Origin of the sequence: Pseudarthrobacter sp. MM222, from assembly GCF_947090775.1 — a bacterium.
In the GTDB taxonomy this organism is placed as follows: Bacteria; Actinomycetota; Actinomycetes; order Actinomycetales; family Micrococcaceae; genus Arthrobacter.
Genome location: NZ_OX352321.1, coordinates 2,498,780 through 2,524,600, shown reverse-complemented (window position 1 = coordinate 2,524,600; position 25,821 = coordinate 2,498,780). Strand labels below are relative to the sequence as shown.

At 65.1% G+C, this 25,821-nt stretch carries 30 protein-coding genes and 4 pseudogenes; 18 read left to right on the top strand and 16 right to left on the bottom strand.

The annotated features are described in order from the left end of the window. The first annotated feature begins 51 nt into the window (after positions 1–51). Positions 52–369 carry a hypothetical protein gene (locus OM977_RS11500; protein WP_264354101.1) on the top strand — a complete coding sequence of 106 codons (318 nt, stop codon included), beginning with the start codon at positions 52–54 and terminating at the stop codon, positions 367–369. Positions 370–649: 280 nt separating this feature from the next. Here OM977_RS11500 and OM977_RS11495 read toward each other — a convergent pair whose 3' ends face one another. The 5 genes and pseudogenes from OM977_RS11495 to OM977_RS11475 form a co-directional block, all read right to left on the bottom strand. Then, complete coding sequence (locus OM977_RS11495; protein WP_264354100.1) at positions 650–1,393, bottom strand: GAF and ANTAR domain-containing protein; 744 nt, start codon at positions 1,391–1,393, stop codon at positions 650–652. A 217-nt stretch (positions 1,394–1,610) separates the two neighbouring features. Next, complete coding sequence (locus tag OM977_RS11490; protein ID WP_264354099.1) at positions 1,611–2,294, bottom strand: hypothetical protein; 684 nt, start codon at positions 2,292–2,294, stop codon at positions 1,611–1,613. A 255-nt stretch (positions 2,295–2,549) separates the two neighbouring features. Next, positions 2,550–3,032, bottom strand: coding sequence for a sensor histidine kinase (locus OM977_RS11485; protein WP_264354098.1), 483 nt, complete (start codon positions 3,030–3,032; stop codon positions 2,550–2,552). A gap of 167 nt (positions 3,033–3,199) precedes the next feature. After that, complete coding sequence (locus OM977_RS11480; protein ID WP_264354097.1) at positions 3,200–4,399, bottom strand: MFS transporter; 1,200 nt, start codon at positions 4,397–4,399, stop codon at positions 3,200–3,202. Between the two features lie 166 nt (positions 4,400–4,565). Continuing rightward, positions 4,566–4,664 (bottom strand): annotated as a pseudogene (locus tag OM977_RS11475) (IMP dehydrogenase); the annotation flags it as partial. Between the two features lie 140 nt (positions 4,665–4,804). Between OM977_RS11475 and OM977_RS11470 the strand changes: the two are divergent. Next, a complete protein-coding gene (locus tag OM977_RS11470) occupies positions 4,805–5,692 on the top strand; it encodes a helix-turn-helix transcriptional regulator (RefSeq protein ID WP_264354096.1) in 888 nt (295 codons plus the stop codon). A gap of 240 nt (positions 5,693–5,932) precedes the next feature. After that, positions 5,933–6,538 carry a hypothetical protein gene (locus OM977_RS11465; RefSeq protein ID WP_264354095.1) on the top strand — a complete coding sequence of 202 codons (606 nt, stop codon included), beginning with the start codon at positions 5,933–5,935 and terminating at the stop codon, positions 6,536–6,538. 53 nt (positions 6,539–6,591) lie between these two features. Here the strand turns inward: OM977_RS11465 and OM977_RS11460 are convergent, their stop codons facing one another. The 4 genes and pseudogenes from OM977_RS11460 to OM977_RS19695 all read right to left on the bottom strand — a co-directional run bounded on the left by OM977_RS11460 (position 6,592) and on the right by OM977_RS19695 (position 10,026). Then, complete coding sequence (locus OM977_RS11460; protein WP_264354094.1) at positions 6,592–7,071, bottom strand: DUF2087 domain-containing protein; 480 nt, start codon at positions 7,069–7,071, stop codon at positions 6,592–6,594. Positions 7,072–7,622: 551 nt separating this feature from the next. Continuing rightward, a complete protein-coding gene (locus OM977_RS11455; protein WP_264354093.1) occupies positions 7,623–7,859 on the bottom strand; it encodes a helix-turn-helix domain-containing protein in 237 nt (78 codons plus the stop codon). Next, the gene (locus tag OM977_RS11450) at positions 7,856–8,497 is read right to left on the bottom strand and encodes a DUF2975 domain-containing protein (protein WP_264354092.1); all 642 of its coding nucleotides are present in this window, start codon (positions 8,495–8,497) and stop codon (positions 7,856–7,858) included. The genes OM977_RS11455 and OM977_RS11450 overlap by 4 nt, the downstream gene beginning before the upstream one ends. Before the next feature lie 465 nt (positions 8,498–8,962). Next, a pseudogene (locus OM977_RS19695) lies at positions 8,963–10,026 on the bottom strand (spore photoproduct lyase family protein). 106 nt (positions 10,027–10,132) lie between these two features. Here OM977_RS19695 and OM977_RS11435 point away from each other — a divergent pair. From OM977_RS11435 to OM977_RS11425, 4 genes are all read left to right on the top strand, one after another. Further along, positions 10,133–10,558, top strand: a complete 426-nt coding sequence (locus OM977_RS11435; RefSeq protein ID WP_264354089.1) for a hypothetical protein — start codon at positions 10,133–10,135, stop codon at positions 10,556–10,558. Between the two features lie 188 nt (positions 10,559–10,746). Next, positions 10,747–10,968, top strand: coding sequence for a VOC family protein (locus OM977_RS19690; protein WP_333473975.1), 222 nt, complete (start codon positions 10,747–10,749; stop codon positions 10,966–10,968). Positions 10,969–11,055: 87 nt separating this feature from the next. Beyond that, complete coding sequence (locus OM977_RS19740; protein ID WP_442960729.1) at positions 11,056–11,160, top strand: FAD-dependent monooxygenase; 105 nt, start codon at positions 11,056–11,058, stop codon at positions 11,158–11,160. Between the two features lie 8 nt (positions 11,161–11,168). Continuing rightward, positions 11,169–11,492, top strand: coding sequence for a hypothetical protein (locus tag OM977_RS11425; protein WP_264354088.1), 324 nt, complete (start codon positions 11,169–11,171; stop codon positions 11,490–11,492). An 89-nt stretch (positions 11,493–11,581) separates the two neighbouring features. Here the strand turns inward: OM977_RS11425 and OM977_RS11420 are convergent, their stop codons facing one another. Both OM977_RS11420 and OM977_RS11415 read right to left on the bottom strand, forming a co-directional pair. Next, positions 11,582–13,132 carry an HNH endonuclease signature motif containing protein gene (locus OM977_RS11420; RefSeq protein WP_264354087.1) on the bottom strand — a complete coding sequence of 517 codons (1,551 nt, stop codon included), beginning with the start codon at positions 13,130–13,132 and terminating at the stop codon, positions 11,582–11,584. A gap of 312 nt (positions 13,133–13,444) precedes the next feature. Then, on the bottom strand, positions 13,445–14,035 hold the full coding sequence (locus OM977_RS11415; protein ID WP_264354086.1) for a dihydrofolate reductase family protein: 591 nt from the start codon (positions 14,033–14,035) through the stop codon (positions 13,445–13,447). A 184-nt stretch (positions 14,036–14,219) separates the two neighbouring features. Between OM977_RS11415 and OM977_RS11410 the strand changes: the two genes are divergently transcribed. The 3 genes from OM977_RS11410 to OM977_RS11400 all read left to right on the top strand — a co-directional run bounded on the left by OM977_RS11410 (position 14,220) and on the right by OM977_RS11400 (position 17,206). Further along, positions 14,220–14,804, top strand: coding sequence for a histidine phosphatase family protein (locus tag OM977_RS11410; protein WP_264354085.1), 585 nt, complete (start codon positions 14,220–14,222; stop codon positions 14,802–14,804). A 107-nt stretch (positions 14,805–14,911) separates the two neighbouring features. Continuing rightward, positions 14,912–15,466, top strand: a complete 555-nt coding sequence (locus OM977_RS11405) for a hypothetical protein (protein WP_264354084.1) — start codon at positions 14,912–14,914, stop codon at positions 15,464–15,466. Between the two features lie 444 nt (positions 15,467–15,910). Beyond that, positions 15,911–17,206, top strand: a complete 1,296-nt coding sequence (locus tag OM977_RS11400; protein ID WP_264354083.1) for a serine hydrolase domain-containing protein — start codon at positions 15,911–15,913, stop codon at positions 17,204–17,206. A gap of 17 nt (positions 17,207–17,223) precedes the next feature. Here the strand turns inward: OM977_RS11400 and OM977_RS11395 are convergent. The 4 genes and pseudogenes from OM977_RS11395 to OM977_RS11380 form a co-directional block, all read right to left on the bottom strand. Beyond that, positions 17,224–17,394, bottom strand: a pseudogene (locus tag OM977_RS11395) (ArgE/DapE family deacylase); the annotation flags it as partial. A 47-nt stretch (positions 17,395–17,441) separates the two neighbouring features. Further along, entirely contained in the window at positions 17,442–17,639 is a 198-nt protein-coding gene (locus OM977_RS11390) for a hypothetical protein (RefSeq protein WP_264354082.1), read from the bottom strand. Positions 17,640–17,649: 10 nt separating this feature from the next. After that, positions 17,650–18,339 carry a hypothetical protein gene (locus tag OM977_RS11385; RefSeq protein ID WP_264354081.1) on the bottom strand — a complete coding sequence of 230 codons (690 nt, stop codon included), beginning with the start codon at positions 18,337–18,339 and terminating at the stop codon, positions 17,650–17,652. After that, the gene (locus OM977_RS11380) at positions 18,336–18,866 is read right to left on the bottom strand and encodes a DUF2243 domain-containing protein (protein ID WP_264354080.1); all 531 of its coding nucleotides are present in this window, start codon (positions 18,864–18,866) and stop codon (positions 18,336–18,338) included. The genes OM977_RS11385 and OM977_RS11380 overlap by 4 nt, the downstream gene beginning before the upstream one ends. A gap of 144 nt (positions 18,867–19,010) precedes the next feature. On the opposite strand from OM977_RS11380, the gene OM977_RS11375 reads away from it, so the two are divergent. From OM977_RS11375 to OM977_RS11345, 7 genes and pseudogenes are all read left to right on the top strand, one after another. Next, positions 19,011–19,790, top strand: a complete 780-nt coding sequence (locus tag OM977_RS11375; RefSeq protein WP_264354079.1) for a hypothetical protein — start codon at positions 19,011–19,013, stop codon at positions 19,788–19,790. After that, on the top strand, positions 19,787–20,203 hold the full coding sequence (locus tag OM977_RS11370) for a phage holin family protein (RefSeq protein WP_264354078.1): 417 nt from the start codon (positions 19,787–19,789) through the stop codon (positions 20,201–20,203). The genes OM977_RS11375 and OM977_RS11370 overlap by 4 nt, the downstream gene beginning before the upstream one ends. 8 nt (positions 20,204–20,211) lie before the next feature. Then, positions 20,212–20,841 (top strand): annotated as a pseudogene (locus OM977_RS11365) (DUF3618 domain-containing protein). Between the two features lie 111 nt (positions 20,842–20,952). Next, positions 20,953–21,423, top strand: a complete 471-nt coding sequence (locus tag OM977_RS11360; RefSeq protein ID WP_264354077.1) for a MarR family winged helix-turn-helix transcriptional regulator — start codon at positions 20,953–20,955, stop codon at positions 21,421–21,423. A gap of 75 nt (positions 21,424–21,498) precedes the next feature. After that, positions 21,499–21,759, top strand: coding sequence for a GlsB/YeaQ/YmgE family stress response membrane protein (locus OM977_RS11355; RefSeq protein ID WP_264354076.1), 261 nt, complete (start codon positions 21,499–21,501; stop codon positions 21,757–21,759). 133 nt (positions 21,760–21,892) lie between these two features. Then, entirely contained in the window at positions 21,893–22,948 is a 1,056-nt protein-coding gene (locus tag OM977_RS11350; protein ID WP_264354075.1) for an iron-containing redox enzyme family protein, read from the top strand. A gap of 85 nt (positions 22,949–23,033) precedes the next feature. Continuing rightward, positions 23,034–23,312 carry a CDGSH iron-sulfur domain-containing protein gene (locus OM977_RS11345; RefSeq protein ID WP_264354074.1) on the top strand — a complete coding sequence of 93 codons (279 nt, stop codon included), beginning with the start codon at positions 23,034–23,036 and terminating at the stop codon, positions 23,310–23,312. Positions 23,313–23,339: 27 nt separating this feature from the next. On the opposite strand, the gene OM977_RS11340 is transcribed toward OM977_RS11345, so the two are convergent. Next, on the bottom strand, positions 23,340–24,290 hold the full coding sequence (locus tag OM977_RS11340) for a manganese catalase family protein (protein ID WP_264354073.1): 951 nt from the start codon (positions 24,288–24,290) through the stop codon (positions 23,340–23,342). A gap of 493 nt (positions 24,291–24,783) precedes the next feature. Between OM977_RS11340 and OM977_RS11335 the strand changes: the two genes are divergently transcribed. After that, positions 24,784–25,821, top strand: a complete 1,038-nt coding sequence (locus OM977_RS11335; RefSeq protein ID WP_264354072.1) for a zinc-binding dehydrogenase — start codon at positions 24,784–24,786, stop codon at positions 25,819–25,821.

The window sequence follows — 25,821 nt, the reverse complement described above, 5'->3', positions numbered from 1 at the left end:
CCGGTGATGTGCGCCCATTGCGGCACCGACCGCCATCTCACCATCAGATCCGTGACAGATCTTCCCGACCATCCGGCCGACGTCGTCCTGGCTTCCTATACCTGCAGACGGTGCCGGCGCTTCAGTGAACATCCCGCCCGCGTCGCTGACCTGTCAATCGTTCTGGGCCGCGAACAGACAGACGATGTGCTGATCTTCGGCGGGCACTACATGCATTGCGGACAACCGATGGAAAAGGCAGGCTCGGAACTCCGTCGGCTGACCGCGCCCCTGTCCACCGAGGACGCGGCCGAAGACGCTCTTGACGTCTACCTCTCCACCAGGGTCATCAGATGCGTCTGCGGCTTCCAGATGGAACTGCCCGAATGACCGTCCCCGCGCTGCCGCCAACCGCCGGCCCTTACGAAACGCGGACCAACAGCCCGCCTAAACGTCCTCTGGGCCTTGCACCGCGGCGGCACCACTTACACCCAGCGCCGATCCCGGAGCTCGGCGTGCTGCCTCACAGGTGCGGGACATTCTCGCGGGACGTTTTCCCTGAGGGCCTGCAGGCTCGATGGCCACCCATATCGAAGCGGCAGTGCGGCGCTGGAGCCGCACTGCCGACACCGCTGCTTAGCCACCCACACCGGTTCTCTTCAGAACGTCCTTACGCGTCGAAGTGCGTCCGGACGCTCGGGTCATGGCACACTGAAGCGACCACTGATGCGGCGATGTCCCGGAGTTTGACGTTCCGGGTGCTGGAAGCGATTTTCAGGATCTTGACGGCCGTCTCCTGGCTGCAACGGTTTTGCGCCATGATGGCGCCGGTTGCCAGATCGATGGTGGTCCGGGATTCCATAGCAGCCATGAGGTTGGTGTTCGCCTCGGCCAGCTGGCTGATCCGCACGGCCAGGCGAAGTGCTTTTGACGCATGGTAGGAATACGTTTCGACCATGCTGATGTCTTCACCTGTGAAGCCATGGGACCGTGTGGAGTACAGGTTCAGGCCGGCTTCCGCTTCCCCTTCGAGGATCAGCGGCACGGAGAGACTGGATCCTACCCCTGCCTCCCGCGCGGCGGCGGTGAAGGCGGGCCAGCGGTGGTCGTTTGTTAGATCAGGTACATGCACGACGGCCTGCTGATGGATCGCTGACAGGCAGGGCCCATCGCCGGAACTGTATTGGGTTTCATCCAGCCGGACGGCGCGTTCTTCGCTGCTGGCCACCGTCACGGGTTTCTTTCGCTGAATCAGCGTGATGCTGCAGAAGGCGATGGCGGGGTCGGCCAAGGTGACGGCGGAGAACCCGGCAAGTTCGTCCAGCATGTCCTTGACGCCCTCGGTTTTCAGGACAAGATCCTGCAAGTGGTCGACGAGGAGCTCCGGGAACAGCAGACGTGGTTCGTGTGCCATGACTCGCCTCATTCCTCATTGGGCCCTGACAACAACCCTTGACGGGGGCACCGGAGGACGGCGAAGCAGCGCGTGCGGCTGTCCCTTGAGTATGCTCCGCTTCTGCAGGAAGAACCAGCAGGTCCCGTTTAAGCGACCCGGGATGGGCGAGGAACGCCGTCGTTTTCACCGACCAGGCCATCGGAAATGTCGTTTTCAGAGCTCGTGGGGGCAAATTTCAGTGCTGGTCACAGCCCATCCGTATTCCGTTTGCGAGGTTGTCGTCGCTTCCGGCCCAAAGGACACCGCCTCCAGGGCAGGGCATCACCTCGAACGCCAGGCCATCACGCTGGGCCCGCAAGCGGCGCCCGTCGTCCTCGACCACTTCCCAGCCCGCCGCTGGCAATGCTGCACGATAGTGCCGCAGCACGTCACCGTCTCCCGAGAGCACAAACCTGCGTTCACAGCCGCCGACACCACTCACGCCGCCACCGCTGAAATCGCCGATGTGACTGATGGAATCGAACGCCCGCTGGGACTCACGATCCGCAGTGGCCATGGGCTCGTCCGAGCCCTCGCTCACGCATTGCGGAGTCGAGTCGAACTGCACCTCAAGCTTCTGCCCCAGTGCCGAAGGGGTGACAGCGAACATCCCGAGCAGCATGAGGACCGGGATGGCCACGGCCGTCAGCCGCATCCACCGTCGTGGCGAGAGCACCAAGCCGATCACGGCAACCACCGCGACCAGACCGAGCGCCAATCCGGAGGGGCCGGCCGTCAACCCCCAGGTAAGCCCCTCGAACGCGGTACCGGTGACATCGCCGTACATTCTCATGAATTCGTAGTGGACCAGCACAGCCAGCAGCGCCAGCCCTGCCCCGATGACGAGCAGCACCACGGTAGAGACGGATCGGCCGGTCATGGGCATGGCTCATTCTAGTGCTGCCTGACATATATCCACAGGGGCCGATCGCAGAAGCCCTCACCCCCCGAGATCGCCCACGCAGCCCGCGAGACACTCCACAAACGGCAGCCTCGCCGGTGGGCCGGACCAGAACGAGCGACGTCGGGGGTTGGCACTGCCCTGGACTCCACCCCGTCGTTGGTCCTCAGCACGCGAGCCCGGACGCCGGTCCCGAGGGTACAACGGACGCCAGTCTCGAGGGTGCAATGGACGCTAGTCCAGCGGCAGTGTTATCGTCACACAGGTTCCCGCGGCGGCGGAGGAATCGATGATCATTTCTCCGCCAGCAAGGACTACGGCCACTTGCATGAGCCGCAGTCCCATGCCCGTGTGCCGACCAACCATAGCTGCTGCCACGTCGAAACCACGGCCGTCGTCGGAGACCTTGAGCTGAACGCCGTGGCTCATGCCTTGGGTGACGCAGCACAGCCGGATCGTTACAGCTGATGCCTGAGCGAATTTGTAGACATTACTGAGGAGCTCCTGCGCCGCTCGGTACAGAAGAGTTGCCGACTGCCGGTCTACTTCCATCCCGTGGTGCGGAGTCTCCAGATGCACCGCGGTTCCGCGTTCGCGGAGGGGAAGCGTCAAACGGTCAATTGCACCGGTTACCCCAAGAGCATGGAAGTCGACCGGGTGTGTATCGGTGAGGACGCCACGTACGGCGACGACTTCATCGCTTAGTAGTGATTTCATACCCTTACTGTGCGCTTGTGTCCTTGGCATTTTCTTATGCCGCGCCGAGGCTACGAAACCTGCCCCGCAACCTGAACGCGAGTCGCGGGACCGGCCGTGAGCGCCAACTAGCGCTGCGAATAACTCGCCATGTAACTCTAAGGATCACTTCTAGGAACTTGATTTGCTCAGAGTCGGGGGAGGACGGCGGAGCGTCGGCCGCGCAGGGTGAGCAGGAGGGCAGTGATGCCTAGGATGATCATGACTACTGGCAACACCAGCGCGTTGAATGGCGTCAGGAGGAGTGCGCCGAGAATGCCGGCGCCGAAAATTGCCACATTGAAGGCGACCGGGAGGAACGCATTGGCGACGTCGGCGTTTTCGCCTCCCGCGGTGGTCAGCGGGCCCTGCAGTTGGGCGGAAGCGCCACCGAAGGCGATGCCCCAGAGGGCGGCGGCCATGACGATGGCCATCGTCGATGTGTGTCCAATGAGCAGAATGACTCCGGACGCGACGAACGCGGTGACACTCAGGTGCAGGAGAGGCCGGGGGTGGCGGTCCAGTAGAGCTCCGGTGATCGCAACGCCGATGACCGATGCGATGCCATAGATCAACAGGATGAAGTCGGCGGAGAGGCCGGTCCCTGTGACGCGGAGGTACGGGGCAATATAGGTGTAGATGGTGCTGTGGGCGAGCATCCAGGCGACGATGACGGCGAGGATGAGGGCGACTCCGGGGATGCGGAACACGCGCCTAAGAGGAAGCCGCGACGTGGGCGGCTGCCCGGGGGCATCAGGGACGAATGCGATGATCAGTCCAACGACGGCGACTGCGAGGACGGAGAGTGCGCCGAAAGACCACCGCCAGTCGAAAGTCGTTCCGATCCAGGCGCCGAGGGGGGTTCCAAAGGCGAATCCGAGCGGCGCGCCCGTGGAAACGATGGCCAGGGACAGCCCGGCGTTTTGGGGCGGGCTGATGCGGCGCCCGTACGCAGCGAGCATTCCCCAGATGATTCCCGAGAATGCACCGGCGAGGAACCGTGACACGAGGGACAGTGTCACCTCGGGGGAGAACGCGGTGAGTGTGTTGGCGAGCACGAGCCCGGTGATACCGACGAGCAGCAGCGGCCTTCGTCGCATGCCGCGGGTGAGGGTGATCGCGGGAATGGTGGCTAGGACGGTGCCGAGGGCGTAGGCGCTGACGAGCAGACCGACTGTTCCCTCGCTTGTGTTGAGGCCTGCGGCGATGACGGGGAGCAGGCCGGCTGGCATCGTTTCGGTGGCGACGAGGATGAATCCCATTGCGGCCAGGACGACGAGCGCGACCAGAGGCAGTTTTTGCTGCGCCGTGGTTGCTGGTGCAGGTGTTCGTGTGGGGGCGGTTGTCATGCGGCTTCTTTCGTGCCCGGCAATGAAGCCGGGGATCGGGCTTGGAGAGTTGACGCGCCGAGAGGTCTATCCCCCGGGCGTGGGATAGACCTCCCGGGTCTTGGCTTGTGTGCACCGAGCTGGAGGAGCCAACGCCCATCCGATGCCGGCGGTCCGGGTCATTGGATCAGACGGTGAGGAGCATCTTGGTGGCGCGGCGCTCGTCCATGGCTTTGTAGCCTTCGGGGGCCTGTTCCAGGGGCAGGGTGAGATCGAGCACCTTGCCGGACAACACCACGCACAATGTTTGCTCCTGTTGGTTGGCTACAACTAGTCAAGCTTTATTTCCGCGGGTGGGGGAGTCACTGCTGTGGGGTGTACCGAGAGGGACCCCTTCGTTCGTCCCCGCCGACTTACCCTTGAAGCATGGATAATAGGGCTGAAGTGCGTGAGTTCCTGATGTCGCGCCGCGCACGACTCACACCAGAAGAGGCCGGCATTGCCGCAGGGTCAAATCGTCGGGTGGCCGGGTTGAGGCGCAGCGAAGTGGCGCTGCTCGCCGACGTCAGCGTGGAGTACTACGCCAAGCTCGAGCGCGGTTCCATCGCGGGCGCGTCCTCGTCCGTGCTCGAATCGCTCGCCCGTGCCCTCCGTCTTGATGACGCCGAGCGCGCACATTTGTTCGACCTGGCCCGGGCGGCAGATGGCATCCCCGCCTCCGGCAGGCCCCGCAAGCGCTCCACCACCCAAGCCGTGGCGCGGCTGAGCCTGCAATGGGCGCTGGAGGCGATCACCGAGGGCGTCGCATTCGTCCGTGACCCGTACCAGAACCTGCTTGCGACCAACGCGTTGGGGCGCGCCTTCTACTCACCGGTGATCGGGGACGGCGGCCGCGCGCCGAACCTCGCAAGGTTCCAGTTCCTCGACCCGGCTTCGCGCGACTTCTACCCCGACTGGGAGCTGTTCAGCGAAATGTGCGTCGGTATCATGCGCGCCGAAGCGGGGCGCGACCCTCACGACCGCACAATGCAGGACCTCGTCGGTGAGCTCTCGACACGCAGCGAGACGTTCCGCGCTCTATGGGGCGCGCACAACGTGCGCACCCATGGCTCCGGAACGAAACGATTCCATCACCCCGTGGCCGGCGAACTTACGCTGGCGTACGAGGAACTCGCCATTACCGCCGAGCCAGGCCTCGTGCTTATGGTTTACACCGCAGAGCCTGGTTCCCCCTCAGCCGAACGACTTCGCCTCCTGGCAAGCTGGGGTGCAAGCGAGGACAAGCCCGTTGAGCGGCACCGAACCACCAGCTAAATTCCTGCGGCACCGTCGCTCCGTCCACGAGGAGGCCGGAAGCACCCAGCACACGTCCAGCCCACGACGGACGGATTCTGGATTTACACGGTCATCGCCGACCTACCGCGGACGCGGTACCTACCGCGGACGCGGTGATCGACGACGACGTTGACGCTCCCCGCGGGCTCGTCTTTCCGGCTATGGCGCTGCTGAGTACCATTGCGATCAGGTTCTGCTCTTCCTGGAAAGAAGAAGGGAATGCATAGGGTTCATTCAGGTCTTGGCTGGCTCGGCATTTTCGGCGCCGTCGCCTGGATTTCACTCATCGTCCTGATGGCAGGAGGCTGGGGGCCACCAGGGTCAGCCGAATATGACCGCTACGCGACCAACTCGCAACTTTGGGTGTTCGCTTTCGCCCTGATGGCGTGCGGTTTCATAGGGCTGTTCCTGCGTTACAAAATCGGAGCGGCAACCGCTCTCGGACTCACGGCCGTAGTGTCAGTAGTTCTCGGGTTTGTGCTCATGATGGCGGGCAACGTGGCCGAGTTCAGGTACTTCAGCCATCTGCCCTACGAATCGGACAATGCCCGTATGTGGGCGTGGTTGGTCTTCCTGCTCGGGTTCCTGTCAGTCCTCGCGGGATCACTGCTCCTGGGAGTGTGGGCGCGGCGCCAGGAGCTTCGTCCCCGGTGGACCGGATGGATGTTCCTGCTGGCACTTCCCGCCACATTTGTGGCTGCTGCCGCTTCTCTGCATCCCGTTCCGCTATGCCTAGCGACGCTTGCCGCCGGCACACTGGCTGTGCGGCGGACGTCCCTTCCACCCGATGTGTCCGGCCCCGCTACCTTGACCGGGCGAGCGTGACTGCGTTTCCCCAAGGCTCCACCCACACGGTTCTGGCCGGTCCAGTTCCAGGCCTATGTTTCGTCGTGCCGCGAGTAGGATGAGCCGGAGGGCGTCCGTTCCAATAGCCCGAAGTCGATCATGTAGCGGCGCAGCAGAACGACATCATCGGTATAACTGAGGAGTCGTTCATTTACCTGCTTTTCCGTCAGGCGTTCGCCCGGCTCGATGGCTTCGCTGACAATCCAGGCCAAAAGCTCCCGCCGTTCCGCCACGTTGGCTGGATACCTCTCAATCCTGCCCAGGCGCATGAAGCGAGCCAACCCGGTCTGCGCCTGTCGCCGGGGTTGCTGCCTGAGCAGGTCGCGGAAGAAGGCCCCAGATGCCTCCAGGTCGTTGGCCGCATTCCGTTCGACGAGCCCTGACCCAAGCAGGACGGCGATGGCCCGGTTCCGCCGTCGGTCATTCAGATCAGCAACCACCTCAGGAAGCCTGGCGCCCAGCACGATTTGCGCGTATGCCGTCCGCGCGTCGTCGTTGGCGAGGGCTGCCACGACTCGCCGCCAGTGCGGTCCGCTCAGCCTCGTCCCGTCGGTCACGGCGTTTTCCTCACTCTGCGTCTTCCCCTGCCTGTGGCGATCACCGGGTGCTTTGGTTAGCAGGCAAAATCGTAGTCCTGCGCGGGTGCGACGGACAGGGTCTGCGAGCGGCAGGCTGATGACCTGGACCTTGAGGTTCTGTTGGCGGTGTCGAGGTTGCGTCTGGTCGCAAACGAGAGGAGAACCAGGTTCTTCCCGGCTAGGCGCGGCGCCTTGGTGATCGGTCTACGGACTGGTGACACAACTCTCCGGCGACCGATCCTCCAAGGCTCCGTCCGATTCCAGCACATCGCCTTCGTCAGGCCCCGCAGGGCGGGCTTCGAACTCGGCAGCGCGATCCCTGGCCGTCCTCAGTCCCTCTGTACAGCAGACCGGAACGCGTCTTTCAACATCTCACCGTCCCCAACCCTGCGGAGGAGCAGGCTGATGCGGCCAAGGCATGAACATCCCCGCCCAAAACTCCAAGGGCCACCAAGCGTGGGCTGGCAGCAGAAGAAACGGGATTGCTAGGCGGGCTCCTCCGCTGTCGCGGCCAGCAGGTCCCCGACCTGGCAGTCCAAGGCATCGCAAATTGCCGTAAGAGTGGAGAAGCGGATGGCCCTGGCCCGGTCGTTCTTGAGTATGGAGAGGTTGACGATGCTGACCCCGACCCTGCGGCTCAGCTCGGTGAGCGTCATGCCGCGCTCGACTAGGAGTTCATCCAGCCGGCAGTGGATCCCGGTAAATTCGGCCTCCCGCTTCATACGAGCCCATCCGTGTCTTGCTGCAACCGCCGGCCGAAGCGGAAGACCCCGGCGAACAGCACCATGACCAGCCCGGCGATGAGTGTTCCAAAGTTGAAGTCGGTGACGTAGACAGCTTCGCCGGAATTGGTTGCGTCGGTGAGCCTTTCCGCCAGCAACCCCCGCCCTGTTCCACTCAGAATCTGGGCAGCGGATCCTGTGACAGCCAGCGCGGCCCCGCACAGGCCGATCGCCCACACTGCGGCTGAGGTGAACAACCGCTCCCGCCGCATTCGTAGGCAGAGAAAAATCACCAGGGCAGCCACGGCGAGAATGCAGACCTGGTTCAGGACTGCCGACCAGGCCAACAGAACGGCTTCAGGGGCGGGTACACCGTTCATGGTCACCTCCATCTCGGTGAACCGGCCGGAGACCACGGCGTCGGCGGCTATTCGCGGTGCGGGCTGGAAAGAGTCGCGAGCGAGGTCGGCCGGCAGGCGCAGAGTTGTCGAACCCGCCGACAGGTTGAGAATGCCAATTATGGTCATCACGGTTGTGACCGCGGCCACCAGGGCGGCGGCAAGCATGAGGAAGACGGCGTCGATGCCGGAGATGATATTCCGTTTCCCACTGAGCGTTTTTGTTGCGCTGGCTTTCATGGCCCGCCCCTTTTAACGTAAATCGATAACAACGATTAGCGATACAGTAGGGGATTCGGGCCGCTGCGGTCAATCGAGTCAGCTGTGCAAGCCGGCCTCCGAAGCCCAGAGCTTGGATGGGCCCTGGGGGCGTGCAGCCGTGAACGCCCCCGGCGCTGCCCCAGCAAAACGTTGAACTCGGCATTCTCCAAGCGGCAAGTTCACTCATTGTGTTCCCGGGCACGGCGGATCGCCGCTAATCCGCGGCGACTTGCTCACGACGTGCCAGCTCCGCTTGAAACCCCGGAGAGGGGGAAATTTCTTGATTGGACGGGGGACGTGTCGACGAAAATATGAAATGGCTAAGTCAGAGGTACCCCCAGCCCTTGGCCCAAAACCTGCGCCGCCCTGGCGAAGTGGGCATTAAGTGTCCTGCTGGGCGTCCGTGTTTCGGCTTTATCCGTCTGACTGCCAGCCCTTTAATCCTCAGAACGCGTAGCGGATCCGGCAATAAGGCGCGATCTCCGCAATAAGCGAGGTCAGCTGCCGCACATAGCCCGCCTTGGTTCCCGAACGGTAGCGGACGTTGGTGAAGCCGTTGGACGAGACTTTCGATTCCTGGAGGTCCGGACGCCACAGCACGTTCTCGGCCTGCGGATGCCACCCCAGATTGACCTCGTGGAGCCGCTCGTTGTGGGTCAGGAAGATGACTTCTGCCGCGAGCTGGGCCTTTGCGGCGGCTGTCAGGGTGGCATCGAGTTGCCGCAGCAGCTCCTCCCAGTCGCTGAGCCAAGTGTCCGTGATGATGACGGGGGAGAAGTTCACGTGCACCTCGTACCCGGCCTCGACGAAGTCGTTGATCGCGGCCATGCGTTCAGCCACCGGCGAGGTCCGAACATCAATCGATTTCGCCAAGTCCGCGGGCATGAGGGAAAAGCGGATCCTGGTATGACCGCCGTGGTCCCAGCCGAGCATTGCCGGGTTCACGTACTTGGTGGCAAAGGACAGCTTGGCGGTGGGCAAATCGCGGAAGAGCGTGACGAGATCCGCCACGTTATCGCTGATCAGCGCGTCGACCGAGCAGTCGCTATTTTCACCGATGTCGTAGACCCAGAGTTCCGGGTCGCACTGGTTGGGCTCAAGCTTCATGCCCTGGCGTGTGGCGTGCCGCTCGAGCGCCCGGCAATCTGGTCGATGTTCGCGAACACGGTTACCGGGTTGCTGTACCCCTTGTGCCGGGGCACATAGCAGTATGCGCATGCCATGGCGCAGCCGTTCGCGGTTGAGGGCGCAATGAAGTCGGCAGACCGGCCGTTCGGCTTGACGGTCAGCGCTGTCTTGACGCCGAGGACCAGCGCCTCCGTCTTGATCCGGGACCAGCGCGGCACGTTCGTTTCATCACCGTGCACTTCCGGGATGTTCCAGTGGTTGTCGACAAGCACGACGTCGGCGTCCGGCCAGCGTTCGACGATCTCCTTGCCCCTGGGTAGCTCTAGTGCAGCACGCTGCGCATAGATGCGCCGGATCTGCAGCAGCCGGTTAAAATCCATGATTCCATTCTCCCAAGAACGCAGACGAGGCTGCGGCCGGTTAAGCCCACGGCATCCTGCCCGGCGGCGAACGATGCCGTGGAGGGTTCGCTAGGCTCGCCTTGTGATGAGTTCGCAGAACGGCAACGAACGCTATGTCGTCCGCCCATGGTGGAGGGGAAGATCACTGCCTTGGGCGGCCTTGGTGGTTGTCTCTATCGTCCTGACTAGTATTGCCCTTGAACGGACGGCATTCTTCGTCTACGCGCCGGTCCCGGAGTTCATCGAGCGGCTGCGCGTGGGCAGGCTGTTCATGCTGGCCGGGTCTGCCGCGTCGCTTGCAGCAGCCGTTTGGTCGCAGGTCCGGGGCAACCCGCTTTGGGTGACGATCTGCGTGGCCGCGCCGGCAGCGCTGGTGGGCTTGGCGACGATGATCATGACGCCCCCGTCACTGACTCCACAGATCGCCGGTCTCTTCGCCCTGCCGGCAGCCCTTGCAGGACTCATTGGAGGGCTGCTTTCCCGAAACCAAGGATTGGTCCCGCCCCCGTAGCCATGTCTCCCGCGCTATCGTGGTGGCATGACCAGCCGATTAGCCGTCATTGCCATTGATGCGATCCAGCCGCGGGTGGTGGCCGACTTCTGGTGCGCCGTCCTCGGCTGGCATGTTCTCGAAGAGGACAGCGACATCATCAGCATCGGGCCCCGGGATAGTATCGGGCCTTCCATCGATGTGCCGCGGTGCCCGAGGGCAAGACCGTTAAGAACCGGCTGCATTTCGACCTCCGGGCCGATGGCGTATCCACTGCCGAGGAGCTCGAGCGCCTACTCGCCCTCGGCGCGCAACGAAGAGACGTGGGCCAGGGCCCCGACGTCAGCTGGGTGGTTTTGGGTGATCCCGAGGGCAACGAGTTCTGCCTGTTGTCCCGATCCGTCCAGGACGTCGAACGGGCCCTTCCTTGAGCAGGATCGAGGGGCCGGATTCGCCCAGGACGACCGGGGTCGACCAGGACAACTAGGGTCGAGGTGCATCTCGCCGACGGCGGACCGATGCGCGCGCTGTACCTGGTTGGCGCCGACGGCGGGCGAAGCGCTGCCCGCCAGGCAGCCGGCGCCGAGTTCCCGGCTGGTGTAGCGCGACGAGGAGCAGCCTGATCGCCGCAGTGGAGGTGACCCAGGAGACGCCGGCGGGCATCCGCATCGGCGAGGTGGGGATCCATGGGCTGCACCTGATGAAGGACGGGCGAACCACGCGGGTAGTCGTGACCGAGAAGAAACTTGGACCGGCCGCCAAGCCCACCCTGGCGGACCTCGGCAAGGCGCTGACCGAGGTCTTTGGCACAGACTTCGGGGTCCGCAATCCGACGTCATCACCGCCGACGGCCCGCTGCGCGCCTTCACCCTTCTGCATGATGGTGGACGCCAGGTACGACGGCGGGTGGAAACTTCCGGTGATCGGTTCGTCAGCGCTCCTGCGGCCGTGTTGATCCGGTCCGACGGGCATGTGGCGTGCAAAGGGCAGGAGACGCGCCACGAACTTGGTTGAAATCCGCAGAAACGGGAGGCAGCCAGTCAATCAGACACATTGGAACAGGAGCGCTTCAGGGAAGGGGTCCGAGGGCAGTTCCAGGTCCGGATGGTGTCCTGGATCTGGCGGTGGGTATTCGTCCAGATCCAGATCCAGATCCAGATCCAGATCCAGATCCGGGTCTGTGTCCGTGTCCGGGGTGTGGTGGGGCCAGTGGGGTGGTTCCCAGTCTTGTTGTTCGCTGGGGTAGTGGCGTCCGGTGGGTGAGGTCCATCCGGGTGGGGTGGTTTTGGTGGCGGCGGTGGGTGTCCAGGCGGTGGTGTGTTTGAGGCGGTGGTGTTTGGGGCAGGGTTGGCCGAGGTTGGTGATGCCGGTGGTGCCGCCGTCGGCCCAGGCCAGGAGGTGGTCGGCGTCGTTGTCCAGGGAGTGGTTGTTGCAGCCGGGGAACGGGCATTTGGCGTCGCGGAGGCGGAGCCATTGACGCTGGGCCTTGGTGAGGCGGTAGCTGGTTCGGCCGATTTCCAGCGGGGCGCCGTCGCGGGGGTCGGTGAGGACGCGGTAGAAGGAGTCGGCGCCGTCGGCGATCAGGCGGCGGGCCATGGAGGGTGGGATCGGCCCGTGCCCGTCGAGGGTGGCGGGTTCGTTGGTGGCGCCGAGGAGGGCCATGACCGGGACGGTGATCAGGACCTGCGCCCGCGGCGACGGGACACCCCCGGCCACACCCCCGGCCAGGTCCCCGCCCGGGCCGGTGGTGCCGGTGCTGAGGAGCCAGGTGGCGGTGATGTCGGCGCGGAGCTGGGTGAGCGTGCGGGCCTCGTGGGGCCCCTGGAGCGCGCGGGCGGCGGCGGTGGTCCGGTCCCAGATCCCGGCGGCGGTGTCGGCCGGGAGGTAGGCCGAGAGCCAGGCCATGCCGTCCCGGTCCGGGGTGTAGTCAACCCGGCGGTCTTCGGCGCTTCTGGTGTGGCGTGCCTCGATGCTGACCGGGTGGTGGCGTTCCCGCCAGGCCCGTGCCTTCGCCCGGAACCGGCCCGGGGTGAGGTCCCCGGCGGGGCAGCCGCGGGCCGGGTTCGCCGCGGCGGGGTCCAGGAAGTGCGCCTCGAGTTCGGCCGCCGCGCCGGGTTCCAGGTTGTTGGTTTCGTCGACGAGGATCCGGGCGTGCTGCCAGGAAATCGTCCCGGCCTGCAGGGCAGCCAGGGTCAGCGGCAGCGTCGCCGTTAGGGCCAGGGCTTCGGACAGCAGCGCGGCGGCGGTGCGTTCGCTGACGGTCAGGACGCAGGCGACCTCCGCGACGACGGCCATTTCCTGGGCGGTGTGCTCCTGCGGGGACGCCGCCAGGCGGGCCAGGGCCGTGGCGGCCTGGGCGTAGTCGGCGGTCAGGCGCACCTTCAGCGCGGCGGACCGGGCATCCAGCCGGGCCAGGCCGGAGAGGCCGTCCAGGCAAGCATCCGCGAGATCCCGGAGCGGATCGGCGTCGTGGAGGGAATCGGGGCCGGGTGGGTCCGTGTGGGCACCCAGAGAAGCCTCAAGGTCTGCAATGGACGCGGCGACGGCCGCCAGGGCCTCCCTGCATTCCGCACTCCATGCCGCCGTGCTTTCCATACCCACAGCATCTCAGGAGCCACCGACAGTAAAGGCGCGGATCATTAGAGGCGCGGATCGGCTGTTCGCCATGTGACGCAGGCGAGTAGCGTACAGAAAGTCTTCTCCTGAATACCATGGCGTTCCGCGAGCTTGGACGTGGTCAGTGTGCTGTCCCCACGTGCTTTACACGGCGGGGATAGTCATTTCGCCGGCGACGTCCCGGCCATCAGGGCGAACAAATACCCATTCACCTTCGAACTCCCCGCAAAGTCATTGTTTAAGTCTGAAGAATCGAAGTTTCAATTGGCGCGACATTTGAGCGTCAGCTCTTCAGCGGATTACCCGATAGTGCACGTGAGTTACCAGCCGGGTACCGCGCACTTCGGTGGGCTCAAGCTTGAGGTTTGCGACGCCGTCGAACAGCCGCTCGCCCGCTCCCAGGACAATGGGCGCAGTGTGGAGTCGGAGCTCGTCGATCAGCCCCGCCGAAAGGTATTGTCGGGCGGTCTGCGCCCCTCCGGCAATGGCCACGTCCTTGCTGCCAGCAGCGTTCCGCGCCTGGGCCAGCGCCGATTCGATCCCATCGTTCACGAAGTTGAACGTGGTGCCGCCCTGCATCTCCAAAGGCTCGCGTGGGTGATGGGTGAGAACGAACACGGGTGCGTGATACGGAGGCTCCTCACCCCACCATCCCCGCCATTCCTCATCCCAAGTCCCGGGCCCTGCGAACATATTCCGTCCCATGATGTAGGCGCCGGCCGCGAGGATGCCCTCGAGCTCGGCTGCGTTGGACTCGGGTTCTTCGAATTGCCACCTGTGCAGGAGCTCTCCGCCCTCGCCCAGGGGGTCCGTCTGGGTTTGGTTCGGACCGGCGAGGAATCCGTCGAGGGAGATGGTCAGATCGCATGTGACTCTGCTCATGCGCCCATCATGCCACCACTCCCCGGTTCGTATCCGGCTGAGCGTCGAGCAGTTGTCGCCGTCGTGCTGCTCGGAGGTGGGACGACGACGGCGGCCCTTGCCACGCCGCTGATGCCGGACAATCCGGCCGTCATGGATCGGGGCGATTCCGGTGAGTGCCAGGTATCAGGGCAGAATGGAGCGCATGACCCTCACCACCTTCGCCCTCATCCGCCATGGACAGACGGATTGGAATGCGCAGCGCCGGCTGCAGGGATCCACTGACATTCCGCTCAACGACGTCGGCCGGGGCCAGGCGCGTGGCGCCGTCGCCGTTCTGGCCGGCTATGAGTGGGACGCCGTCATATCATCGCCGCTGAGCCGCGCCGCAGAAACCGCGGACCTCATTGCCGCCGGACTGGGGCTCAAGGTGGCCCGGCACGTGCCGGAGCTTACCGAGCGTGCCTTCGGACCCGCGGAAGGCCTGCAGGCCGGCCCCGAACTGGAAGCACTTCGCATTCCGAATGGTTTCCACGGCGCAGAAAGCGAAGACGAGGCAGCACACCGGGGGCTGACCGCGCTGGAAGCACTGGCAAACGAGTTCCGCGGCCGCCGGGTCCTGGTGGTCGCCCATGGCACGCTCCTACGCGTGAGCCTTAGCCGCGCCATCGGCCGCACCCTGCAGAGCATCGACAACGCCGTCCTCAACCTGGCCCACCACCATGCCATCGACGGCTGGGAGCTCGAATACTTCAACGGTGAACGGGAAATGGCCCCCGCCCGCGGCTGACGTGCACCATACTTAGCCGTGTACGGCAAGCAAGCTCTTCCCGGACGCCGCTGCCCGATGGCCTAACCCCGGGGGCGTGGCTGAGAGATCCGTCTAGGATGGCCGGCATGAGGAAGTGGATAGCCGCGCACCGCAAGTTTGTTGCCCTGGTGGTCCTCGCCATTTCGTGGGGCGCGGGAATAGCGCTCTTCGTGAGCTGGGGCCACCCGCTCGACGAGACGCTCATCAATGCTGCGATGTGGGCGGTCTACGCGGCAGTTCTCTGGTACTTCCAAGCACGCCGGGAACGCAAAGCCGCGGCCAAACTCGACTCACAGGGCGGGATTCTGGTCTATGTCCGCTACCCGGATTCACTTCCCGGATCGCTCAGCGGGATCTGGAACATGGGTGTGGCCACCTTCGACGGGCCAGCGCGCATGAAGTTTCAGCCCGCCGTCTACGACACGCTCGAGCCGTCAGGACGGCCGACGACCTTCGGCGCCGTGGCGGCCGTGTCCACCGAGCCCAGGAAGGTCGACCGGAAGGAGCAAAAATACGTCACCCATCAGGGATTCCACGCCGTCCGGCTGACCACCGACAAAGGCGACATCGAGGTGGCCGCCCGGCCCGGATCACTCCGAAAGATCCTCGACGCGATCCGCCAGGAAGAGGAGACAAGCTGACGTCGATCGCACCAGCGCCGGACTCACGCAGGCACTTGGACTGGCCTGAACCTGACCGGCCCCCGCAGTCCGGCCCAAACGGATACCACCCGGTCGGTTCCGTTTCGATCGGTAGCGCCCGGGCAACGCGCCCTGAGGCGTCTGTGATTTCGACTTCACGGACGCGGCGCTCACGAGCGGAACCCAGTACGGCTGAGACTTGCGGCACCACAGGCCCCAGTTTCCGCGGGCGTCCGGCCAAGCAGGAGCGCCAAGGCATGGTGCGAGCCTAACCGGTGTACGCCGGTTGCAGATCGCTTCATGTCGGGTTCTGTTGGGGACGACGCAAGCAACAAATCTCCCGGGTCACGGGGCACCTTGACGCCCCCCGGACCCCGGGGGAGCATCAAAGTGTCGGGGCAGCGCCTGGCGCTTGCTGCAGACCGGCAGATGGAAGGTTCTCGGATGGTTGCGGCTCGCGACGGCGGATCGCGCCACAGGGCGGGCGTGTTGTTCAGCAGCGCCGCCTTGATGGTCTGCGGGCTCCTCGGCGGCTGCATCGGTGAGCCGGATCCGGCGCCGTCCCACCCAAGCCCGCCAGCGACAGCGGACCCGCCGGTGACCACGTCGACCACCCCGCCGGCGCCCCCGCGACCCGCGACGACGGCGGTAGCGCCGCCGTCGTCCTCCCTCCGCGCCCTCAAGGCGATGCTCGAGCTGTACGCCGAGGAGCTGCTCCGGGAGGGTGCGACGGCCGTTCTGATGGAGGCGAAAGCCGGCCACGAGGAGTGGTCGCATGCGGCCGGCGTTCGGAGCCGCGACGGCGGCATCCCTGTCCAGCCGAGCGACCCCGTGCAGGTGGGTGGCCTCACCCAGACCATGGTGGCGGTTTCCGTGTTGAAGCTCGTGGACGAGGGCCGGCTGGAGCTGGACGATCCCATCACCAAGTACCTACCCGAGCTGGACGGGCTCCTGCACCCGCCCGAGCCCCTTTCCGTGCGCCAGCTCCTTAGCCACACGTCCGGCATGCCCGATTTCTTCCCGCCACTATTGGAGTCGGCTCCGCCCCGGCTAGTACTGGCCACGCCGATCAGCCCCGAGCAGCGCCTCGCGCTGGCCGGGACTGTTTCCTGGCAGCCGCGGCGGCCGCTGGAGGTCAGCAATTCCCGCTCGGACTATGAGGCTTTGGGGCTGCTGGTGCAACGACTCCACGGTGCGCCGCTCGCTGACGTCCTGCGGGCCGACATTGTGGAGCCGCTGGGTCTTCGCTCCACGACGCTGGTTGGCGACGGAGCCGCCCCGGCCAACCTCGTCCACGGCTACGCGCTGGCCGAGGGCGGACTTGTGGACGTGGCGTACTCCTCGATGCACAGCGGATCCGGGTCCGGGGGAGTGATCTCCACGGTAGAAGAGATCAACACCTTCTATGCCTCGCTGCTGCGGGGCCAGCTGTTGACTCCCGCCAGTCTCAGTGAGATGAAGGGCCATGTCTACGCCGACTATGGCCTCGGACTGGAGCATTGGAATGACAGGTGTACCAACGGCTTCTACTACGGGCATTCCGGCGATGTCCCCGGCTACGGGACTATCGCGATCAGCAGTGCCGACGGCAATCGACAACTTACGGTGTCGGTGGCCTACCCGCCGTCGCCACTGCTTCCGCGGCCCAGCGCCATCGCGCTGGAGATCGCGGGCATCGCCCAGGTTGCGCTGACTGCGAGCTGCCGGCTCCAGTTTCGGTGGACGCCTGCGGGTGATTAGGGGGATGGGCCTCTAGGGACGTTCGTCGATGTCGCACCAGCCTCCTCCGGTTCCGGAATAATGACGGCGTCGGCGCGGTAGTTGCGCATCAGGGCGGCAAGGGAGCCATTGCCGGTGCATTCCTCCTCGACCACGGACTGGAAGTGGATGCGGCCGGCAGGCTCAAACCCGGCGGCCCGGACGGCGTCGCCTACATCAGGTCAGAACGAGCGCGTTCTCGGCACGGGAGCCGCTGTTATGGGCGGCGTTCGGGCTTGTGGTCGTCGCCGTCGCCCTGGCCGGAATCCCCGTTCCCGCCCTCACTCCCGGAACCTGCCCGGGATCCCGAGTCATAGTCCGGGTGGACCACGGGAGAAAGCGCATCGGCGAGAAGGTCGGGAAGGCTTTCGGTGTCGTCGGATTCGGGGCCGTCGTCCATTGGAGTATCGCTCATAAAATCACCGCTATGGACCCGGCCGACGGGCGGCTTCGTAGGACGGCGCGCGCAGTCGCCCTGCCCAGCCGTAGGTACCGGCCCCGGGCAGGGTATTGCTGAGCGGGTCGAACCTGGTGTTGAGATCCGCCTTTTCGGGGTCGAGGGTCAGCGCGAGGGTGCCGAAACCGATCCACTGCCCCATGGGCCGGGCATAAAAGAGCCCCAGGGTCCAGGTGCCGGTGGCCAGCGCCTGGCGGAAAGCATCGGGTGTGGCGGGAAGGACCCTCCCGCCGACCTCGGGACGGGCCGCCAGCAGGACCGGACCCCTGAACCCCTTGTAGGGCATAAGCGACGTCAGCTTGCTGCTGCTGGCATAGCGGTGGGCCGTGAGCATCAGGCGGCCAGGCCATGACATACCGGTGGATGCCAGCAAAACGTCCGCGGAACCCGTCGCCGTAGTAATACGCAGGGCCAGCCCGATAATATCCGGCCAGCCAGAGGGCGTGCCAAGAGATCGTGATAACCGGGCGCTGACGGCGTCCGTGCCGGCGGAATCGATCCAGAGGATCCCGCTGCCGGCGCCTCCCGGTCGCCTTTCGATGGTTCCGGTGAGAGCCACGCCCGCGGGGTGGATGGGCCGGTCGGGGCGCAGGACCTTCAGGGCCTTGAAGGCAGCGGCGAAGGCCAGACCGGCTGCACCGCTTAACGGTTCATTCATGCCATCTCCTCCGCAGTTCGGGACGCAGTGGGCCGCAAGAGGGTGCGAACGCCGTGCTGGTGGAGAAGCCATCCTGCGGCGATGAGCAGCACACTGGCAAGCAGGAAGCCGATGTCCCAGGAAAGCGGCCCGCCGAGGTCATCCCTGACATGGTGCACCTGAAGCAGATGGTGATCGACCAGGCCCTCCACGACGTTGAAGATTCCCCACCCCACCAGCACGAGCCCGAAGTGGAAGCTCCAGTTCGGCGCCAGCCGTCCCCGGCGCCACGAGGCAATCGTGGTGATGGATGCGGCCAGCACCAGCAGCCACATCGCGAGGTGGAAGAACCCGTCCGCAAGCGTGTTTACCTCCAGGCCGGCCACAGTCGTGACCGGATGATCCGGAGTGTGGCTGAGCATGTGGTGCCACTGGAGGATCTGGTGCAAGACGATGCCATCAACAAAACCACCCAGCCCCAGCCCATAGAGGAGGCCCGCGAGCCTCGAGGGCGCTGTTCCATTGGCGGCGGGCCTTGGAGTAGCCATAGCCACACGTTACTGCCGGAGAACGCAACAGAAAACCAAAACGATTGAGAAGCCTGCTTACTATTTATAGTAATCATGCTTACTATTGATGTAAGTGCTTGTTCATCAGAGCAGCAGCCAACCCACCCAGGAAAGTGAGTGAAGATGACTGAGAACCCATGGCAGCAGACGTCTGATCCGTACCCGGCAACGTCCGGAGCTCCTTCCGGAACGCCCGCACCGCCCACCTCCCAGGGCGGCACGCCGACCAAAACCGAAGCTGCGAAGGACGAGGCAGCAAATGTTGCCGGCCAGGCGGCCGGTGCTGCCCAGAACGTCGCGGCGACGGCCAAAGAGGAGGCCTCCAACGTGGTCTCCGAGGTGAAGACCAACACGCGGGACCTCCTGTACCAAGCGAAATCGGACCTCACCAGCCAAGCGGGAACCCAGCAGCAGAAGGCCGCCGAGGGAATCCACAGCATCTCCTCTCAGCTGCGCACCATGGCCGACGCGCCCGACCAGCCGGGTGTCGCCTCAGACCTGGTTCGGCAGGCAGCGGACCGGTCCGCATCCATCGCCTCGTGGCTGGAGAACAGGGATCCAGGTTCACTGCTGGAGGAAGCCAAAACCTTCGCCCGCCAGCGCCCGGGAGCATTCCTGCTCATCGCGGCCGGCGCCGGCCTGGTCGCCGGGCGCCTAGCCCGCAGCCTGCAGGCCGGAGCGCCGACCTCGACGCCGTCGAACCTCACCGAAGTCCCCCCGCGGCCGACACAACAGCCGGCGCCTGCCACCCCCAGGCATCAGGAGACAGTCATCGCTGCCGGGACCGGCGACCATTTCTTCGAAGCGCCGACGGCGGCGGGTACCGCTAGCCCCGCGGCGACCACGCCTACGCTGGCGGCCCACAATGATCCGTTCACGGACGTCGAAGGACGCCAGCCGTGAGCGATCAGATCACTCCTGCATCGGCGGCGCACGCCAAAGCCGACGCGACGTCACTCGGGGATCTCCTGGCTGACGTGACCCGCGACCTCTCCACGCTGATGCGCCAGGAAGTGGAACTCGCCAAAGTCGAGGCCAAGCAGTCGGCCACCCGCGCAGGCAAGGGCAGCGGAATGCTTGCCGGTGCCGGAGTCGCCGGGCATTTCGTGCTCCTGTTCCTCTCCATCGCCCTTTGGTACGCGGTCGGCGAGGAGTGGACCGGCCTAGGCTGGTCCGCCGTCATCGTCGCGGTCCTGTGGGCCATCGTCGCCGCCGTCCTGACCTCCAGGGGACGCAAAGAGCTCAAAACGATCAAAGGTATGCCCCAGACCGCCGCAACACTCCAGGAAATTCCACCCACCCTGAAACCCAGTTAGGACTACCGATGAGTGACAACCCGGACGCTATCCGCGCCGATATCGAAGCAACCCGCGCACGGCTAGGCACCAATGTCGACGCTGTCGCCGACAAGGTGACACCGTCCAATATCGTCCATCGGCAGACCGACAAGGTCAAGGACGCCGTGTTCGGAGTAAAGGACAAAATCATGGGAACAGCCGACCACGCCACCGGCCGCGTAAACACCGCTGCGGGCAGCGCCGGATCGGCAGTCGGCGGCGTCGGCTCGGTCCTCGGGTCCACCCTGAGTGACGCAGGCTCCGCCGTCGCCGACGCGCCCCACCAGGCGGCCGCGAAAACCCGCGGCAACCCTTTGGCCGCCGGGCTCATCGCGTTCGGCGCGGGCCTGCTCGTCTCCTCCCTGATCCCGCCGAGCCAGAAGGAACGCGAAGCGGCCTAGGCCTTGAAGAGCGCTGCGGAACCAGTTACCAGCCAGTTGACCGACGCCGCCAAGGACATGGTTCAGGGCCTGCAGGAACCGGCCCAGGACGCCATGGAAAACGTCAAAGCCACCGCCACCGACGCCGTCCAAGCGGTTAAGGAGGAGGGCCAGGTGGCCGTCTCCGACGTGAAAGAAACGTCCGCGGACGCCAAGGATCACGTCCAGAACGCCTAAGCGTCCCCACCCCATGCCAGCCCGCCCCACCGGATGGACCCGGCGGGGCGGGCCGGCTCGGATTCCCGGAAGCCGGCACCGGCAGCAGGGATTGACGAAGGAGGACAGCACATGGCAGCGGATCACCACAGGGAACCGGACGATTTGCCCACATGCCAGCTCCTAGGCATGGCGGCCCGACTGGACGAGCGGCGCATCAACCGCACCATAAGCCACCTCGGCCTGACCAAGGGCTCGCTCGAGGCGCTGGAGACCATCGCGGAACTGCAAGCCACCAAGGCATCGGACCTCGCTGGGCTGCTCTGCGTCAGCCCCCAAAGCATGGGAAAAGTTGTTCAACGGCTGCAGAGTCTGGGCATGCTGAGGAAACAACGCGGCAGGGACGGCCGGACCGCCAGCATTGAACTCACGCAGGACGGCGTCGAAGCACTCGGCGCCGCCGAGGAGCTGCTCCAGGACCTGGCGCAGCCGCGGACCGATACAGACCCGGACTTCCGGAGCAATCTCGCTCACCGGGTCGGTGACCTCAGATCTTTGGAGACGGGAAAGTCCCCGCACGCATATATCCGCCGCGGTCCCTGACTCCGCGTGACTTTTGAACTCCGCGTGACATCAGAACTCCCCGTACGAGAAGACATACAGTAAGGAATCTTGAACATGATTGGTTTCATCATCGCCGGACTGGTGATTGGCGCTCTCGCACGTCTGATTAAGCCCGGCAAACAAAACCTCGGGCTTTTCGCCACGCTGCTTTTGGGGCTTGCAGGCTCCGTGATCGGAGGGATCATCGCCAGCCTGCTGGGCACCGGCGACATCTTCGAACTAAATTTCCTGGGCTTCATCATGGCTGTCATCGCCGCCGTCTTGCTCATCGGTGTTGCTGAAAGCCTGGCCGGCCGCCGACAAGTCGGTCGCTGACTGCCGGCGGCCGAGCGTGCACTAGTTTCTCCGCGGGGACCTAGGTCCGTTCCGGCCGGACGGCTAATCCCTCAACAGAGACGAACCGCAAATGCCCGCAGCCACCACGGCAACAGCCGACCTAGGAGTACCAATGCACATCCCTGAACCGCGGGGACCGATCACTGCCGAACTGTTTTCGCTCCTGGCCGGGGCGCCCGGCGCCGACCCGGACGCCGTGACCGCCCTGCACGCGCTCGTCGCGGGGCAGCTGCCCGGTGTCGGGGACATCATCGACGACGACGACGTGCAGCTCGCGTTGTTCTGCCTCTACGAACTGCACTACGGAGGCCTCGACGGCGTCGATGACCGCTGGGAATGGCACCCCGGACTGATCGGGATCCGCCACCTGCTGGAGGGCCCGTTTGAGGCGTGGCTGCGCTCCGAGGCCGGCGAGGTAACGGCGACGCTCCGGTGCCCGGAGTCGGGGACTCCCGACAGCGACGCCACTGCGGCCCTGCTGTTCGACCTGGCCGCCAGGGACGCCGGGCCCAGCGTGTCCCGCCACGTGGCCATGAAGGCGACGGCCGGTCAGCTGCGGGAATTCCTGATCCACAAGTCGGTGTATCAGCTCAAGGAAGCCGACCCGCACACCTGGGCCATTCCGCGCCTGACCGGCCGGGCCAAGGCCGCCCTCGTGGAGATCCAGGCCGACGAGTACGGCGGCGGCCACCCGGACCGCATGCACAGCGCCCTGTTCGCCCGGACCATGAGGGGGCTGGGGCTCGATGACAGTTACGGCGGCTACGTGGACGCCGTCCCGGCCATCTCGCTGGCCTCGGTGAACGTGATGTCCCTGTTCGGGTTGAACCGGCGGCTCCGCGGCGCGGTCGCCGGGCATCTGGCGATGTACGAGATGACGTCCTCGCGCCCGAACCAGCTCTATGGGAAGGGTTTCCGGCGGCTGGGCTTTGACGCGGGCGTGACAGGGTATTTCGATGAGCACGTCGAGGCGGACGCCGTCCACGAGCAGATCGCCGGCCGGGACCTCGCCGGCGGACTCGTGGAGGCCGAACCGGACCTCCTGCCGGACGTTCTCTTCGGCGCGGCCGCGGTCTCCTGCATCGACGCGCGCTTCGCCACCCACCTCATGGACGCCTGGGAACACGACCGGACCTCACTGCGGTCGCCGCTACCCGCCACGGCATGACCTTCCCGCCCCGGCGGCTCCCCGCGGCTCCGCCGCGAAGGCAAAATCCGACCCCTCCCCCCGCACGCCCAGATCGGAAGCACCTATGACCGACAGCCCCCTAAACCCCGGGAACGCCTCACTTGTTCTCTGTCCCGACGGCCCGATCCTGGTCCGCGGTGACTTCGACGTCGTCACGCCCTCCGGCGAGCCCGTGCCACGGCAGCGCAAAACGATCGCCCTCTGCCGATGCGGCGCCTCCGCTATCAAGCCGTACTGCGACGGCACGCACAAACTGATCAGCTTCCGCACCGAAATCCCCGACGCTCAGGACCGCGACAACCGCCCGGAACCCGGGAATGGCCAAGACGCGACGCCGACCTAAACCGGGTTCCTGTCCGCGAACGTGGACCTAGCTCTTAGTCTCCTTGGGGTTATTCGCGTCTTTGAGTTCGACTTCGGCGGTGGCCTGGATCAGTGCCAGCAGGTCGGCATCCAATCCGGGCGCGAACTCTTCCCGGCGTTCCGGTGAAATGGTCATCGGGAAGCCGGCGGGCATGACGTCGGTGATCAGTTCGGTACCGTCATTGGAAGGCGATGCGCCCCGGTACAGCTTGCCCGCTTCGCTGAGATTGTCAGCGCTGAAAGTGTACTGGATGCTCTGCAGGCCCAGGTCCAGGAGCTTCTTCACTTCCGGGAACTGCTCGGCATTGGTTTTCGGAATGGGCAGCACCTTGCCCCAGTTCACGCCAAGACTCTCCAGGGCTTTCGCGAAGGCATTTTCGTGCGCCTGGTCCCGCACGATCAGGTACGCGATGGTGGACCGGGCCGTCTTGTTAGCGGTCATTTCGTAGATCCGGCACTTCTGGAGCCGGCCGGTGGACTCGAGCATCAGGTTGTACAGCAAGTCGAGGACCAGATTGCCGCTGTTGTACACGTACGACCCGCTCCACGGGTTGCCGGCGGCATCCACCGGCAATGCCCCCTGGGCACCGACCAGGTAGTGGTGGATGTTGCTGGTGTCCAGCGCGATCTTCAGCGGCGTGGCCCCTTTGGCGCCGGGCTGGTCCACGGGATCGGTCTTCTTACCCTGGTACTCGGGGGACCCGTCCAGCAGCCGGGAAATCGTGGTGCCGATCAGTTCAACGTGGCTGATCTCCTCGGTGCCGACGCCCTGGAGCAGATCCTTGTAGGGCTTGGACGCGGCGTCCCCGCGGAAATTAATGCTCTGGAACAGGTATTGCATCATCGTTCGCATTTCCCCGAACTGCCCGCCCAGCCCTTCCTGAAGCGCGTTGGCCGCCGCAGGATCGGGCTCATCGACAGCGATTTCATTGATCAGTTGCTGGGTGTGCAAGTACATGGTGCTCCTCAAATGATGATGGATTGACACTGATGCCTTCACTGCAGCCGCAAACCGGACCTCTCTGTCCGGCCCTGGTCGCTTCCGGTGGCGGGCTTGCGCCTCCACAGGAAGCGGCTGGGGCCAGGGATCTCCGTTCGGCTAAATATTACTAAGCTTGCTTATGATATGGGTCACTTCGAAGCGCCGTCAAGGCTTTGATTCGGTCTGAACGAGACTGTGGGCCTGGGCAATCCGCAAGCTGACAGGGCCGTGGGGAAGTTCCAGCGCATCGGTACCCCCATCGACGTCGCTGACGCGGCGGCCCTCCTGCTCGGATCGGAAGGGTCTTAGCAGGCCAGGGCAACGGCCGGCCGTCATAGGTGTTCTCACAGGGCCTGTCACCCGCGCCGATCATCCGGTTAGCTGTACTACAGACCAGAAATCCCTGCCCCACGGGCAGGCAGCGGGCCCATCAACCACCGAAAACCACCGAAAGACGGAGGAACACCTCATGCGAGCAACTTTTATGTACGGCGCCGGCGACGTGCGCGTGGAGAACGTGCCCGACCCGGTGCTTCAGGACCCGACCGACGCGCTCGTGCGCATCGTGCGCTCGTGCATCTGCGGATCCGACCTGCACCCCTACCACAACATGTCCGCCTCCGGGCAGGGATCACCGATGGGGCACGAATTCATCGGCGTAATCGAGGAGACCGGCAAAGACGTCTCCACCCTCAAGCAGGGTGACCTTGTCATCGCCCCTTTCGCCTGGTCTGACGGGACGTGCGACTTCTGCCTTGAGGGACTGCAGACGTCCTGCCGGCACGGCGGCTTCTGGGCTGCCGGCGGGATCGGCGGCGCCCAGGCCGAGGCGGTGCGAGTGCCGTTTGCCGACGGCACCCTGGTCAAGGCCCCGGTGGGTGAGGACAGTGAACTGCTGCCGTCGTTGCTGACCTTGTCCGACGTCTACGGCACCGGGTACCACGCCGCCGTCAAGGGCGGAGTCAACGAGCGGACCACCGTGACGGTGATCGGTGACGGCGCCGTCGGACTGATGGCGGTGCTGTCCGCCAAGCAACTGGGCGCGGAGCGGATCATCCTGATGGGCCGGCACAAGGCCCGTACCGACTTGGGCATCGAGTACGGCGCTACGGATGTCGTGGCCGAGCGCGGGGAGGAGGGCATCACCCGGGTCCGCGATCTCACGGGCGGCGACGGCACCCACACCGTGCTCGAGTGCGTCGGACACCGGCCCGCCTACGACCAGGCGCTCGGCGTCATCCGCCCGGGAGGCGTGATCAGCCGCGTCGGGGTGCCGCAGTACGAGGACGCACCGATTGGTTTCGGCTCCATGTTCGGGCCAAACATCACGCTCACCGGCGGCCCGGCCCCCGTCCGCGCCTACATCGAGACGCTGCTGCCCGGCGTCCTCGACGGCTCGGTAAACCCTGGCAGGGTTTTCGACAGCACGATCGGCCTCGACGAGGTACCCGACGGCTACCGCGCGATGGACAACCGCGAATCGCTCAAGGTCCTCGTCCGGCCTTGA